Here is a 16561-nt window from a genome sequence, read left to right on the forward strand (position 1 = left end):
TCCTATGCACTAGCACTATTAAATCCGCCCCGAACCGGGACAAGTTATCCAACGCGAATTGCGCTATAATCTTGCCGATCCCGGATAAGGACGTATCGTGGCCTGGTCGTACGGTGACAGTGCACTCGCTGTGGCCGTTATGCCGATTGCCACGGCTAGTTCATCTCTGACGGATTGATCTGAATAGCCATTCTTCACAACGCGCATCCCTGCTTGGCTGAGCGCCTCGCAGCGTGCGGGATTGCGGTAGAGTTCGATGATAGCGTTAGCAAAGTTGCGCGCGTCATGGTCGGAGACGATCATCAGCCCATCCGACGGAAGCCCTTCGGCGGCGATCGGCGAGACGATGCAGGGCAAGCCGTGCGCGAGGCTGGACAGAACCTTGCCTTTGACGCCGGCGCCGAAGCGGAGCGGCGCGACGGACAGACGGAACGCCCCGAGCGCCGCGCCGATATCGTCCACCGCACCCAAGACAAGAACACGGTCCGATGCCAGCGCCTTGATGCTGCTATCCGCGCCCGTGCCGATCAAGCCGCAGATCATGGAAGGCTCCTGCTCCCAGACCAGAGGCATGATCTGTTCGGCCAGAAAGACGGCAGCGTCTACGTTCGGACGATGCGCGAAATTCCCGACAAAGCAGATATTGCCGCGCTGCTCCGCCGGTGCGGGTGCGTCCCCGGTCGGGTGTTCCCACCCAACCGTGAAGACACGCGCGCCGCGCACCGCGTTGCGGATGAGCGTTGCTTCGACATGTGAATGCGTGACCACGATATCGGCCAGCGCCGCATGGGTAAACTCAATCAGCTTCAGACGCTGGCTTTCGATGGCCAGTTCCGGCCGATGCTCCGCCACCGACTGGCGCATCGTGCGAAGATGGTAGAGATCGGCGACGCTGTAGATGATTTTCGCATTCGGATAGTAGTGCCGCGCGAGGGAAAGATATTTGGCGGCGGTCGACTGGCGGTGCAGGTAGATGACATCGAAACAGCCAGCCTGACGGCTGAGGATTTCCTCCACCGACATGTAATAGGGCGCGCTACAGACGGCGATATCCCGCGCCTGCAAATCCGCATTCGCCGCAACCTGGCCGTCGATCGTCTGCGCAGCCGCGAATGTGACATGGAAACCCAGTTCCGTCAGCGCCTTCATATGCGACAGAATGGCACATGACCCGGCATCGTGATTGACCTGCGGTGTCACTTCGTCAATGAACAGCGCGCGCTGGCCGGGATGCATCACCGCATCCGCCGCATGGTCGGCGACGGCAAGTGCCCCCCACCGCCTTTTGAACGCGGCATAATCCGATCGCTTCTGCTTCTGGCTTTCCTGATCGGCCTGTTTCTGGATCAGCCGATCGGCCTGGGCCACCAGAAACGACGTGACGCGATCATGCTCGTCCAGATTCTGGAGCCGGGCAACCGCCCCCGCCACCGCATTTTCCAGCGCTTCGTCGAAATCAGCGCTGGGCTCGAGCAGTTTCGGTGAAGCTTCCAGCATCACATCCGCGCCCACCGTGATTTCGATGCGGTGGCGCGACAGCGGAGAGAGGCCGCCCGGGATCGTCACGACGAAGCCGTGGCGCCCATTGCCGATGCCGGCCTCTTCCAGATCCCGCCGATGGCGGTTGGCCATGAATTGCCCAAGCAGTTGCCCGTTGTCGTGAACCGTGATCACAACCGGGCCTTCCGGGTTATGCCGGTCCCAGGCCCAACCGGACAGTTCCGAGAAGCTTGCCTGCTCGAAGACGCCTTCGAGCAAGCTGATGGCATCCGGCACGATCGCGGGTGCATCATCCTCGTCTTCCGGATCCGGCTCCGGGTCATCCCCCTTCGTCACAATGAAGGGCGAGCCGACCAGCGACATGCCATCGGATTGGCGCGTGATGCCGATGGCCGCGGCCCCGTCAACGAAGTCGAACAGACCACAGTTCAGCGCGAAACCGTGACGACCATTGCCGATACCCGCGTCTTCCAGATCTTCGCGATAGGCCGAGGCCAGAATGGTGCCCGTATAACGGCCGTTGCAGGTGACGTTGAGCAGCACCGGCACATCCGGATTGGCCTTGTCCCAAGCCCAGCCGATCAGGGCGTCGTCGCTCACCTGTTCGACGAAGCCTGCGGCCTTCTCATGCTGCGTCTGCGGATCCTGCTCGGCCGGCGCGGCCCGACGCTGCTTGATCCCCGCGATCAGCGCCACCAATTCGCTGCCGTCTTCCAGACGCGGCGCGCAATAGATCGCCGTCCGGTCGCCGAAGCTGGGATAGAGCAGATCGAATTCGGCCGCGTTGTCGAACATCTTGCGGCTGTTGTCGTCGACGAAAGTCTCAGTCAGAGCGCCCTCGGCGATGATGACGTCATGCTGCTCCAGTTCGATGTGGAAGTATTCGATCGCCGCTTCCCGTCCGGGCTGCGTGATGCGGTCACCGTCGATCAAGGCCCAGGCCGGCACGATGACGCCGTCCACACATAGGCCGTGCTCGGGCGAGACCTGTAGATCGGCCACTGGCACGCCCTGCCCCAGAGAACCCGCCTTGAACAGGACCGGCATCAGGTCACGGTTGTGGCGGATCACTTCGGCGCTGTAGCGGCGCTTGCCGATCCATTTGACCGGCTGGATGCCGCGATCCTTGGTCATCACCCCATCGCCGATCTGCAAGGTTTCCACTGCGGTCGAGCCTTCGGCCGTCGCAATGCGCGTGCCTTTGAGGAAGCAAGCGACCTGAATGACCGTGCCGCCCGTGGCACTTTTCGAGAGGGTGAAATACTCGTTCGTATAATCACCCGCCAGTTGCACCGTGTAGCTGGTGCCGCTGGTCGTGATCGTCAGAACGTCCGTCGCCGAATTGAACGATGTCGTCGCCGTCGCGTCATAAGGCACACTGGCGAGAACGATCTGGTCGCTCTGGCCGTATTGGAAGCCGCTGACGGTGACGCCGGTTTCCGACGTGCCGGAGAAGACGACCGTATCGCCGGTGCCGCTGAGCACGACCCCGCCGGTGACGATGCCGCCCGAGGCGACGGAGAGCGTGCCACCGGAGAGGACGACCCCGCCGGCGCTGCCACCGGAGGCGACGATTTCCGTGCCGCCCGAGGTGACGGTCGTGGCGGAAGCCACGCCACCGGAGGCGACGATCTCGGTGCCGCCCGAGGACACTGTCGTGGCGGAGGTTACGCCGCCGGAGGAGACGATCTCGGTGCCGCCCGAGGTGACGGTTGCCTGATTGGCAAGACCGCCGGTCTGCACGGATTGCACGCCGCCGCTGGTAACGACGACCCCAGAGGCGACGCCGCCCGAGGAGACGATCTCGATACCGCCACCGCTGACGACGGCACCCGAGGCAACGCCGCCGGAGGAAACAACTTCCGTGCCGCCGGAACGGATCAGGCTGCTGACGAAGGTGCCGCCGGCGGAAACCGTCTCCACCGCACCGCTGCTGACGATAGTGCTGACCGTCTGGCCGCCGGAGGAGACAATCTCGACCGCGCCTGACAGCAGCGTCGTGCCGCTGGCGACGCCACCGGAGGAGACAATGATGGTGCCGCCGGAGCTGATGGTGTCGCCGGTCGCGGCACCGCCGGAGGAAACGGCGACCGTGCCACCCGAACTGACGCTGTCGCTCGTCGCCGTCGCACCATTCGTGACCAGCTCCTGACCGCCACTGCGCACGACTGTGCCGCTGGCATTGGCACCGGAGGACAGCACCAAGTTGCCCGCCGACGTGCCATTGCCGCTCAGAACCGTGCCGCTGACGACAGCGCCCGCATAGGCCGTGGCCACACCGCCGCCGCTCACCACCATGCCGGAGGTTGTGCCGCCGCTATAGACCTGCGCCTTGCCGCCCGAGGACAGAACCAGGCCGCTGGCATAGCCGGAGATGACCGCGCTGGTGACAGTGGCGCTGGTATCCAGCACCGTGCCGCCGGCCAGAACGGTGACAACACCCGTTTCGATCGCGCCGGATTGCAGGATCAGCGTGCCGCCCGAGGACACGCTGGCGCCGGCCGCCGTGCCGCCGGAGGAGACGACTTCGGTGCCGCCGGAGGACACGGAGGCCAGATAGGCCAAACCGCCCGATTGCACGGATTCCACGCCACCGCTGCGGACGGCAGCATAGAAGGTCGTGCCACCGGACAGGACGGTTTCCGTGCCACCAGCGGACAGGATATCGCTGAACGCGAGGCCGCGAGCGGAGACGTAGTCGTTGCCGTAGACGGTCTGCGTATAGACCGTGCCGCCGGAGGAAATCAGCTCGGTGCCACCCGAAGAGAGGGTGCCGCTGGATACCAGGCCGCCGGAGGAGATGAGAACCGTTCCGCCGCTGCTGACGGTCTCGTAATAGTCCTTACCACCGGAGGACAAAATCACCGTGCCGCCGGAGGAGACAGTGCCGCTCAGCACCGTACCGCCCGAAGACAGGATCTCGGTGCCGCCGCCGCTGACGACCGCGCCCGAAGCCACACCACCGGCAGAGACGATTTCCGTGCCGCCGGAGCGGATCAGGCTGCTGATGAAGGTGCCACCGGCCGAAACGATTTCGACGCCGCCGCTGCTGGCGATGGTGCTGACCGTCAGGCCGCCGGAAGAGACAATCTCAACCCCGCCGGACAGCAGCACCGTGCTGCTGGCGACACCGCCCGAGCTGATGACTTCCGTGCCGCCGCTGCTGACGATAGCGCCGCTGACAACGCCGCTATCCTGTAGCAGACCGCGCGAGGACACGACCGTCCCCAGCGCCGTCGCCCCGGCATAGACCGCCTGATTGCCGACATAGGAGGCATTGCCGATCAGCACGGCGCTGATCGCGGTGCCGCCAGACGAGACCAGCTCACCGGATGCACTGATCGTCGACGCGCTTGCCACGCCGCCAGACGAAATCCATTCCGTCGAGCTGATGACCGTCGCGCTGATCTCGGTCCCGGCGACATAGTCGTAGGATCCACCGTAGACCGTCGTGCCGATCGTCGTGCCGCCCGCCAGCACAGTGCCGGTCGTGCCGTTGCTGGTCTGCGCCGAAACCGCCGTGCCGCCGGAGGAGACCGTCAGCGTCGTGCCGCTCTGCATCGCCAGGCCACTGGCGACACCGCCGCTCAGCACCGTCACGCTGCCGCTGATCAGCGCGCCAGACGCGGAAACCACGCCCGCATCCGTCAATGCGCTGATCTCGACCGCGCCGGATTGCAGGATCAGCGTGCCGCCGGACAAGACGACAGGCGCCACCGCCGTGCCGCCGGAGGACACAACCTCCGTGCCACCGCTGCTGACCACCGTGCCGCTGGCGACGCCACCAGAGGCTACAACTTCGCTGCCGCCGCTGCTGACGATGCTGCTGCGGAACACGCCCGCCGCAGACACAGTTTCCACCGCGCCGCTGCTGACCACCGTGCCTACCGTGGTGCCGCCAGACACCACTTCCGTGGCGCCGCCCAGCATCGTCGTGCCGCTGGCAATACCCGAAACAAACAGCGTGCCGCCGCTGGAGACGGTCGTGCTGATGGCGCGGTCGGTCGCGTTCCACAGGAACTCCGTGCCGCCAGCCTTGATCTGCGTGTTCGAGGTCGTCGCGCTGGTGAGTTCCGCCAGCACACCACCGCTGCTGACGATCGTGCCGATCGCGATTTCGGTGCCACCGCTATTGCCCGCGTCCATCGCCAGCGTGCCGCCGGACAGAACGGTGCCGATCGCCGTGCCGCCGCCAACGACAGTCGCCCCGTAATAGCCCAACTGTTCGTAAGCACCGCTCATGACAATCGCGGAAACCGTCGTGCCGCCGCTCGATACGAGGATCACACCGCCCGAACTGGCGACCGTGCCGACCGCCGTGCCGCCGGAGGAGACCACCTCGCCACCGTAGAAGTTGGCGAGTTCCTTCAAGGTGGCGCCGAACAAGGTGCCGTAGGTGGACAAAACCGTCGCCGGCTGCGCGCTGACGATCGTACCACTGGCAACGCCGCCGGCCCAGACGACCTCCGTGCCGCCGCTGCTGACGACCGTCCCGATCGTCAGCGCCGAGCTATTATAGACTTGCTCGGTACCGCCGCTGGCGATGGTAGCGTTGATCGCCGTGCCGCCCAGCACGACATCGATGCCGCCGCTGCTGAACAGGGCGCCAAAAGTCGTGCCGCCCGAAAAAACGCCATCATTGGCGCCTGAACCATAGGTGCCGCCACTGACGACGCCGCCAGAGATCGCATTGATGGTCACCAGCTTGGCGCCGGCCGCCGACATCACCGCGCCGGTGCCTGATACCGTTGCCGTGCCGCTGAGTACCGCGCCGGATTGCAGGATGGCGGTGCCACCGCCCGCGACCGTGCCATTAACCAAAGTGCCGCCGGAGGACACAACATCCACGCCGCCACTGGAAATCGTGGGGTTGGAGGTCACGCCGCCCGAGAACACAATTTCTGTGCCACCAGCGCTGACCGCGGTGGCCGAGGCTACACCGGCAGATGACACAATTTCCGTGCCGCCGCCGCTGACGATACTGCTGATGAAGGTGCCGCCAGAGGAGACCGTTTCCACCGCGCCGCTGCTGACGATGGTGCCGACCGTGGTGCCGCCGGAAACGATTTCCACCGCGCCCGACAGCAGGATCAGCCCGCTCGCCACGCCGCCGGAGGCGACGATGACCGTGCCACCCGAACTGACGACTTCATTGATCGCAAGACCGCCGGCGGAGATGATCTCCGTGCCGCCGCTAGAGACCGTGCCGCCCGTCTCGGTGCCGCCGGAGGAGACAACCTCCCGGCCGCCCGACAGGACACTATCGCCGCGCCCGACGCCGCCGGAGGACACCACTTCGGTGCCGCCGCTGCTGATGATGGTACCGCTGGCAACGCCGCCGCTGCTAACTACCTCCACGCCGCCGCTGCTGACGACCGTGCCGCTCGCGACACCGCCAGTTAAAACGGCTTCCGAACCGCCGCTTTTGACAAGCGCGCCGCTTGCTACACCGCCGCTATAGACGACTTCGACGCCGCCGCTGCTGACGACTGTGCCATAGGCCGTGGCACCGGAGGAGACATACTGGTTGCCGGTAAAGCCGGTGCCTGCGGATGCAGCGCCGATCAGCGTAGCGCCGCTGGTCACGCCGCCGGAAGACACCCATTCCGTAGCGCCAGCAACGGTATTGCTGATTTCCCTGCCCAGCACATAGTCATAGGCACCGATATTGACGGTGGTCGCACTTTCGATGCCGCCGGCCGCGACGGTCGCGGTGCCGCCCGCCATCACCACCGCCGAAACGGCCGTGCCGCCGGAGGAGACCGTCAGCACCCCGCCGCTTTGCATCGTCAGACTGCTGGCGACACCGCCGCTGAGAACCGTGACATTGCCGTTGATTGACGCACCCGACGCCAGAATCAGGCCGGCATCGGTCAGTGTGCCAGTCTCGGACCCGCCCGATTGCAGGATGAGTGTGCCGCCGGAGGAGACGGCACCACCTGCCGCCGTGCCGCCGGAGGACACAATCTCCGTGCCGCCGTTGGCTGCGGTGGTGCCACTGGCGACACCGCCCGAGGACACGACTTCCGTGCCGCCGGAACTGACGATGCTGCTGCGGAACACGCCCGCCGCCGACACGGTTTCCACCGCGCCGCTGCTGACCATAGTGCCGATCGTCGTGCCGGCGGAGACGATTTCTACCGCGCCGGAGAGCAGAGTCGTTGCACTGGCAATACCAGCGTTGCCATTGGCCGTTCCAACCAGCAAGGTGCCGCCGGAGGATACCGTCGTGCTGGTGGCGGTGACCCCACCCGCCAGAAGTTCGCTGCCGCCTGACTTGACCTGGGTCGCGGACGAATTGCCGCCCAGCAGTTCCTCAACGCCGCCGCTGCTGACGATGGTGCTGATGGCAATGCCGGTCAGGGCGACTTCCTGCGTGCCGCCGCTCAGAACCACGCCGATCGCCGTGCCGCCGGCCACACTCGCGTTGCCCAGTTCCTGCCAGCCACCGCTGAATACTGTCGCGGAGATGGAGGTACCGCCGACGGAGACAACCTCGACACCGCCGCTGGCCACGATCGTGCCGACGGCCGTGCCACCGGAGGATACGAGCTGGCCGCCACCGACCGAACCCGTCGTGAGCTCGATGGCGCTGCCGAAGGCCGTGCCCCAGGCATATTGATTCAGGTTCTGGGCGCTGACGACCGTGCCGGAGGCGACGCCGCCCGACAGAACAACAGCCGAGCCGCCGCTGCTGACGATCGTGCCGCTGGCAACACCAGTTGAATAGACGATTTCAACACCGCCGCTGCTGACGACCGTGCCACTGGCAACGCCGCCGGAACTAACGACTTCCGAACCGCCGCTTTTGACGATCGCACCGCTGGCAACGCCGCCAGAGAGAACAATTTCGTAGCCTGCGATTGCGACGCCGCTGACGACTGTGCCGATGCTGGTACCGCCGGACGAGACATACTGGCCGCCACCGATCAGTGTCGTGCCGCTGGCCAAGCCGCCGGACGAAACCCATTCCGTCGAACTGATGACGATATTGCTGACGGCGGTGCCGGCAACGAAATCAGAGACATTGCCATAGATCGTCGTGGCACTTTCGAAGCCACCGGCCGAAACAGTGACCGTGCCGCCGGACGAGGTGGTTGTCGCGGAGACCGACGAGCCGCCGGACAAGACCGTCAGCGTCGTGGCCGCCTGCATCGCCAGGTTGCTGGCGACACCGCCGCTGTAAACCGTGACATTGCCGCTGATCAAGGCGCCGGATGCCCGAACCAGACCCGAATCCGTCAGCGCTCCAGTCTCGATCGCGCCGGTGGACAGAACAAGCGTGCCGCCACTGGACACCACGCCACCGACATTGGTGCCGCCGGAGACAACGGTCTCCGTGCCGCCGCTGGCAACGGTGGTGCCGCTCGCTACGCCGCTGGCGGACACAAGCTCAGTGCCGCCGTTGCTGACGATGCTGCTGATGAAGGTGCCGCCGGAGGAGACCGTCTCCACCGCGCCACTGCTGACAATGGTGCCGAGCGTCGTGCCACCGGAGACGATTTCAACGGAGCCAGACGGTAGGACAAGGCCGCTGACCACGCCACCGGAAGCGACGATGATCGTGCCGCCGGAATTGACGGTCTCGTTATTCGCGCGACCGCCGGCCGAAATGATGATCGTGCCGCCGCTGGAGACGGTGCCACCTGTTTCCGTGCCGCCGGAGGACAGAATCTCCGTGCCGCCTGACTTGACGCTATCACCACGCCCAAGGCCGCCCGAGGACACAACCTCGGTGCCGCCGCTGCTAACAATGGTGCCGCTGGCGAGGCTGCCGGAGGACACGTATTCGACGCCGCCCTTGCTGACGGTCGTCGCAATGGAGGTGCCGGCTGAAAATACAAATTCAGTGCCGCCACTCAGCACCGTCGTCCCGCTCAGCACACCTCGGGAATAGGAATATTGCGTGCCGCCGCTGCTGACGACGGTCCCGCTCGCGACCGCCGAACCGGAATAGACCTGCTGGACGCCGCCACTGCTGACGGTGGCGCTGATCGCCGTGCCGCCCAGCACAATGTCCTGGCCACCGTTGCTGACCACGGTGCCAAAGGTCGTGCCGCCGGCAAACACGCCGTCATTGGCGCCGGAACCATAAGTACCGCCACTGATGACGCCACCCGAGGTAGCATTGACATTATACAATGTCGCGCCTGCGGCCGATATCACACCGCCGCTACCGACCACACTCATCGTGCCGATCTGGATCGCGCCGGATTGCAGCACAGCGGTGCCACCGCTGCTGATAATGCCGCCGGAGACGGTGCCGCCGGAGGACACGGTTTCCGTGCCACCACTGGACACAATCGTGCCCGAGGCCACGCCGCCGGAAGAGACAATTTCCGTGCCGCCAGAACTGACGATGCTGCTGCGGAACACGCCTGCCGCCGACACGGTTTCCACCGCGCCGCTGCTGACAAGCGTGCCGACCGTCGTGCCGCCGGAGGAGACGATCTCCACCGCGCCCGACAGCAGGATCAGCCCGCTCGCCACGCCGCCGGAAGCGACGATGACCGTGCCACCCGAACTGACGACTTCATTGATCGCAAGACCGCCGGCAGAGATGATCTCCGTGCCGCCGCTGGAGACCGTGCCGCCCGTCTCGGTGCCGCCGGAGGAGACAACCTCCCGCCCGCCCGACATGACGCTATCGCCGCGCCCGACGCCGCCGGAGGACACCACCTCGGTGCCGCCGCTGCTGACGATCGTGCCGCTGGCAACGCCACTGGTGTTGACAACTTCCACGCCGCCGCTGCTGACGATGGTGCCGCTGGCAACACCGCCAGTTAAAACGGCTTCCGAGCCGCCGCTTTTGACAAGCGCGCCGCTTGCCACGCCGCCGGTATAGACGACCTCTAGGCCACCGCTGCTGACGACGGTGCCATAGGCCGTAGCACCGGATGAGACATACTGGTTACCGGTATAGGTAGTACCCCCGTAGACCGTGCCGATCAGCGTGGCGCCGCTGGTGACACCGCCGGAGGAGACCCACTCCGTCGAGCCAATCACGCTATTGCTGATTTCCGTGCCCAGCACATAGTCAAGGGCACCGACATTGACGGTGGTCGCACTTTCGATGCCGCCGGCCGCGACAACCGCGGTGCCGCCCGCCATCATCACCGCCGAAACAGCCGTGCCACCGGAAGCGATGGTCAGCACCGTGCCGCTCTGCATCGCCAGGTTGCTGGCGAGGCCTCCGCTCTGCACCGTGACATTGCCGTTGATGACGGCACCCGACGCTTGCACCAGACCGGCATCGGTCAGCGCGCCTGTCTCCGTCCCGCCGGATTGCAGGATCAATGTGCCGCCAGAGGCGACGGTCGCGCCGGCCGCCACACCGCCGGAGGACACAATCTCCGTGCCGCCGCTGGATACCGTGGTGCCGCTCGCCGCGCCACTTGAGAAGACAGTCTCCGTGCCGCCCGACAGGATCACGCTGCTGCGGAACACGCCGGCCGCCGACACGGCTTCCACCGCGCCGCTGCTGACGATGGTGCCGATGGTCGTGCCGCCGGAGATAATCTCCACCGCGCCGGACAGCAGTGTGATGCCGCTTGCGACACCGCCGGAGACGACGATGATGGTGCCGCCGCTGCTGATGACTTCATTGGTCGCAAGGCCGCCGGAGGAGACAATCTCCGTGCCGCCCTTGGACAAGGTGCCACCGGTCTCCGTGCCGCCGGAGGAGATGATCTCCGTGCCGCCCGACATGACGCTATCGCCGCGCCCGACGCCGCCGGAACTGATGATTTCGGTGCCGCCGCTGCTGACGATCGTGCCGCTGGCGACGCCACCGGTGGAGACAACCTGCGTGCCGCCGCTGCTAACCGTCGTGCCGCTGGCAACACCGCCCGACACTGCGTTCTGTACGCCGCCGGATTTGACCGTGGCGTTTCTATCCGTGCCGCTGACGAATTCTGCACCGCCATTGGAGAGCGTGACGCCGGACTCGGTGCCGCCCGAGGAAACCGCGATCGCGCCACCGGAGGACACCACCGTGCCGCTGGCAAAACCACCGCTTTTCACATACTGGACGCCGCCGCTCGACACCGTCGCGCCGATTTCGGTGCCGCCGGAAGAGATAACGCTATAGCCGGCAGCACTGATGATCGTGCCCGAGGCGACGCCAGTGGAATAGACGGTTTCAACGCCGCCGCTACGGACGACCGTGCCGCTGGCGACACCGCCGGACGAGATGTATTCAGTGCCGCTGCCGGTGATGACCGTCGCGTTGGCAACGCCGCCCGCGTAGACAACTTCGGCCGCGCCAGCCGTGCCGCCACTGATGACCGTGCCGATGCTTGTGCCACCGGAGGAGACGATCTGGGTGGCGGCAACCAGGGTGGTGCCGCTGGCAAGACCACCGGACAGCACCCACTCTGTCGAGTTGCTGACCGTGTTGCTGACCGCAACGCCGGCAACGTAATCATAGACATTGCCATAGATCGTCGTCGCGCTTTCGACACCGCCAGCCGCAACGGTGACCGTGCCGCCGGAGATGGTCGTCGTCGCAGAGACCGACGTGCCGCCGGAGGAGACCGTCAGGGTCGTGCCGCTTTGCATCGCCAAGCCACTGGCGACACCGCCGCTCAGCACCGTCACGCTGCCGCTGATCAGCGCGCCGGATGCGGAAACCACGCCCGCATCCGTCAATGCGCTGATCTCGATCGCGCCGGATTGCAGGATCAGCGTGCCGCCGGACAAGACGACAGGCGCCACCGCCGTGCCGCCGGAGGACACAACCTCCGTGCCGCCGCTGCTGACCACCGTGCCGCTGGCGTTACCGCCCGCCATGACGGACTGACGCGCGCCGTTATTGACGGTCGTGCCACTGGCCACGCCACCCGAGGACACAACTTCCGTGCCGCCGGAACTGACAACGCTGCTGCGGAAAACGCCCGCCGCCGACACGGTTTCCACCGCGCCGCTGCTGACCACCGTGCCTACCGTGGTGCCACCGGAGGACACAATCTCGACCGCGCCGCCCAGCATCGTCGTGCCGCTGGCAACACCCGGTGCGCTGTTGGACCCGACAAGCAATGTGCCGCCAGAGGAGATGGTCGTACTGGTGGCGCTGACAGCACCGCCATCCAGCAGTTCCGTGCCACCGGACTTGATTTGCGTATTGGAGGAGTTGCCGCCCAGAAGTTCCTGAAGGCCGCCGCTGCTGATGATCGTGCTGATCGCAAGGCCGGAAACCGCGAGTTCCTGCGTGCCGCCAGACAGAACCGCACCGATGGCCGTGCCGCCGTTGGCTCCGTAATAGCCGAGATCCTGCCAGCCGCCGCTGAGGACTGTCGCAGAGATCGACGTGCCACCAACAGAGATGACCTCAACGCCGCCGCTGCTGACGGTCGTGCCGACCGCCGTGCCGCCGGAGGACACGAACTCGCCACCACCGACTGACCCAGAGGTCACGCTGACGGTGTGGCCGAAGGCCGTGTTCCAAGTTCCCAGGTTCAGTGTTTGCGCGCTGACGATCGTGCCACTGGCAACACCGCCCGACGAAATCGCCTGCGTGCCGCCGCTGCTGACGACAGTCCCTATCGCCAGCGCCGAAGTATTATAGACCGCCTGGACACCGCCACTGCTGATGGTGGCGCTGATCGCCGTGCCGCCCAGCACAATGTCGTAACCGCCATTGCTGGCCACGGTGCCAAAGGTCGTGCCGCCTGAGAAAACACCGTCATTGCCGCCGGAACCATAGGTGCCGCCGCTGATGACGCCACCCGAGACAGCGTTGATGGTCACTAGCGTGGCGCCGGCCGCCGAGATAACCGCGCCGGACCCGGTCACCGTCATTGTGCCGCTCAACACGGCCCCGGATTCCAGAATGGCGGTGCCGCCACTGCTGACGAAGCCGCCGAAGACGGTGCCGCCGGAGGACACATCTTCCACGCCGCCGCTGTACACGATCGCGCTGACAGCCACGCCACCAGCGGAGACAGTCAGGCTGCCGCCGCTGCTGAGGATAGTGGAGACGGCGCTACCGCCCGAGGAGACGACTTCAAAACCGCCGGTGCTGACCACCAATGCCGAGGTCACGCCGCCGGAGGAGACGAAGACCGTGCCGCCCGCGCTCACCGCGCCGTAATTGGCCAGACCGCCGGCATAGACGACTTCCGACCCGCCGAAGCTGACCGTGCCGCCCGCCAAGGTGCCGCCGGACGAGACCATTTCGACGCCGCCGGCCTCGACCATGAAGGCTGAGGCGAGGCCGCCGTTCATGACAAGTTCGGTGCCGCCGAAATTGACGGTAGAGCCGCTCGCCACGCCGCCGGAGGAAACGACCTGCGTGCCGCCGACATTAATGACTGTGCCGGACGCCGTGCCGCCGGAGGATACGACCTCGGTGCCGCCGCTCAGCGTGTCGCCCACCGTCGTGCCGCCGTTCATAACCACGGCCTGATCTGGCGCACTCAGCACCAACCCGCTCGAGACCACGCCCGATGAGACGTACTGAGTTGCCATTGCATCCACCTAACTTACGAGATCGGTTCAAACACGTGGAGCGCGCAACTCCACCGGATTCGCCACAACGCACTCGCCACCCAGGCTGGCCTGTCCGCATCGCGATGGCACGCGGACATGGTCAACCAAGGAGGCTATCAAAGCCCTAGCCAAAGGCCCCGGCACGCAATCGCACCGATGCCCTAATTATGGTTATGGATACAGGAGCCCTGCCCACCTGACTTGACCTCTCGCATCAGACTGCCTGTCACAAAATGGGTGTTAATCAGGACATGTCTTGATCAAACGCATTTGTGGCCGGGGCCGTAACGGCCGACGTTCATGCGGAAGCCTCAGCGGGCGCGCGGTGTCTTTTCTTCGCGATAATTTCAAATCGGCTGATTATGACACCAGCTAACAAGGCGCGGCTTCCCCAGATAAAATAGAAGCGGCGACATGTCTTCGCGTCGATGACGAAGATTGGAGCCCCGGGCAGTGTTGGACAGTTTCTCGGCTAGCGAATTGAATGACGAGATCGAAAACTCGCTCGATGCCGGCCATTTTCATCTGGCGTATCAGCCGCAGATCAATCTTCGCACCAAGGCGGTCGATGCCGTCGAAGCGCTGATCCGTTGGACGCATCCGTCCATGGGCAGCCTGGCGCCTGCCGATTTCATCTTGCGCGCCGAGGCGCTGAATGTCATCGGCCCGATCGACCTCTTTGCCCTGCGGCAGGCCTGCCGCGATGCTGTGCATTGGCCCGAATCGGTCAAGATCGCGGTTAATTTCTCAGCCCGCGCCTTCAGCAGACCCGCGCTCGCGGCCGATATTCACGCCGCCATCGTCAATAGCAGGCTTGACCCCAAACGCCTGGAAATCGAAATCACGGAAACCCATCAGATCGAGGATCATCGTCAATTCGCTCAGAATGCCGATGAGATCGCGGCCCTTGGAGTCGCCCTCGCGCTCGATGATTTCGGAACAGGCTATACAAGCTTCCAGGCATTGCGGTTCAGCAATTTCACGAAGATCAAGCTCGACGCGACCTTCGTGCAGAACTCCGTGTCCGAAAATAAAAGCCATGCCATCGCAAAGGCCGTGGCATCATTGGGGCAGGATTTGTCGCTCACGACGGTTGCCGAAGGTCTGGAGTCGAAGGAGCAGGTCGATCTGATTACATCCTTCGGATTTACCACCGGCCAGGGCTATGTCTTTGCGCGCCCGATGCCCGCAGATGTGCTGTCTCATTTTCTGGCCGCCGATGCAGCCTAGTCTGAAATCACGGCAGGCGGACAGCCGTCGCGCGACGCCTGCCCCGTCGAAATTCGGAAGGCGCGCCGCCGAAGGACTTCACAAAGGCACGCGTAAAGGAACTATGCTCGGAATAGCCGATCAATGACGCAATGTCATGAATCGATACATCGGTTTCCTCAAGATAATATTTGGCGGTCGACATGCGGATATAGGCGACAATGTCGGTGAATTGGAGCCCCACCGCCGACAAGCGCCGAAACAGGCTGGCCCGGCTCACGCCCAGTTCTTTCGCGATCTCCTCCATGCCGCCTGCATTCGTCGCGATGTACCGACGGATGTAGAAGGCCATATTGGGAACCAGCGATTGATAGGCATTCGGTCGGATTGTGGCCATTGATGGAGCCGACAGGTCAGATTCCGGAGACTCCCTGAACAGAAGGCAGGTCTGATTCAATGCCGATCTCGGAAACAGAATCGTCGTCGCCTTTGCCCCGAAACTCACCGGCATTTCAAACAGCTCGCGTATCTGATTACGGTCGGATCCGCGAAGATGCTCAAAATGCAGTTCTTTCGGCCAGTATTGCACTGGCAAAAGCTTCCGCATGATCCTGACCAGAATGGCGGCCATCAGCTCCGCCATCTGTCTGCGTCGTGGGCTAATACCATTTCGATATTGATATTCGAGCATTGCGTAGTCGCTCTCTACCGCCAGATGGAGACGCGCGTCGCTTTGCAGAAGCTGGAAATGTGTGGAGAGCTGCTTGATGGCGACAATGAGCGAGGTCGCGCTTTGCGCCGGCAGGATTCGCCTCAACAAGTCCGAAAGCCGGTATTTCATGCCTAGCTTGGCACCGGTCAGAGCATCATTGCTGGCCGTCGCGATATCTTCCAATATATCGCTGATATAGACACTGCTGTCATCCGATGACAGATCACGTGATACAGTCAGGACTTTTTCGTCTGCCAGCAAAAAATTTTTCTCGGCCATGCCTGCCACGGCAGTACGAATATAGTCCGACAGATCAGCCGCCAAAATGCCGCTCTCGCTCCAGCACATTTCTTCCAGCCGAGAACGCTCGCCGAATGTGTTGGAAGGGTAAGCCTCAGGCAAATTATGAGATAGCTGCGGCATGTGCCCCATCAACGTCGCTTATGCAAACTCATGACACATAGCGACTAGTTTTTTGAGGGTAAATCATTGGTACTTTTTATCGGCAAGTAAGAGTTCCAATGTCAAATTCCGGATGCCCCCGCCATATCAAGTTTATGCCTTATCAAGCTATGACTTTACCCGCGGGCGCCCATTCAAATATACCTGATCTGTCAACATTGTTCATTGACATATCGCATTGTCGTGAAA

Annotated in this window: 3 protein-coding genes; 1 reads left to right on the plus strand and 2 read right to left on the minus strand. The window is 64.1% G+C overall.

The window, feature by feature from the left end; translation table 11 throughout:
* Positions 1 to 63 precede the first annotated feature (63 nt).
* A complete protein-coding gene (locus ASILVAE211_RS15420; protein WP_227322224.1) occupies positions 64 to 13968 on the minus strand; it encodes an AIDA repeat-containing protein in 13905 nt (4634 codons plus the stop codon).
* Positions 13969 to 14442: 474 nt separating this feature from the next.
* Here ASILVAE211_RS15420 and ASILVAE211_RS15425 point away from each other — a divergent pair, with 474 nt between their 5' ends.
* Positions 14443 to 15219: an EAL domain-containing protein gene (locus tag ASILVAE211_RS15425; RefSeq protein WP_227322225.1), complete on the plus strand. Its 777-nt coding sequence runs from the start codon at positions 14443 to 14445 to the stop codon at positions 15217 to 15219.
* A 7-nt stretch (positions 15220 to 15226) separates the two neighbouring features.
* Here the strand turns inward: ASILVAE211_RS15425 and ASILVAE211_RS15430 are convergent, their stop codons facing one another.
* A complete protein-coding gene (locus tag ASILVAE211_RS15430) occupies positions 15227 to 16333 on the minus strand; it encodes an AraC family transcriptional regulator (RefSeq protein ID WP_227322226.1) in 1107 nt (368 codons plus the stop codon).
* Between the last annotated feature and the right edge of the window lie 228 nt (positions 16334 to 16561).

This window comes from Acidisoma silvae, assembly GCF_020618775.1.
In the GTDB taxonomy this organism is placed as follows: Bacteria; Pseudomonadota; Alphaproteobacteria; order Acetobacterales; family Acetobacteraceae; genus Acidisoma; species Acidisoma silvae.

Excerpts from the sequence above, each read along its gene's own strand:
- ASILVAE211_RS15420 (WP_227322224.1), bottom strand. The coding sequence starts at position 13,968 with ATGGCAACTCAGTACGTCTCATCGGGCGTGGTCTCGAGCGGGTTGGTG.
- ASILVAE211_RS15430 (WP_227322226.1), bottom strand. The coding sequence starts at position 16,333 with ATGCCGCAGCTATCTCATAATTTGCCTGAGGCTTACCCTTCCAACACA.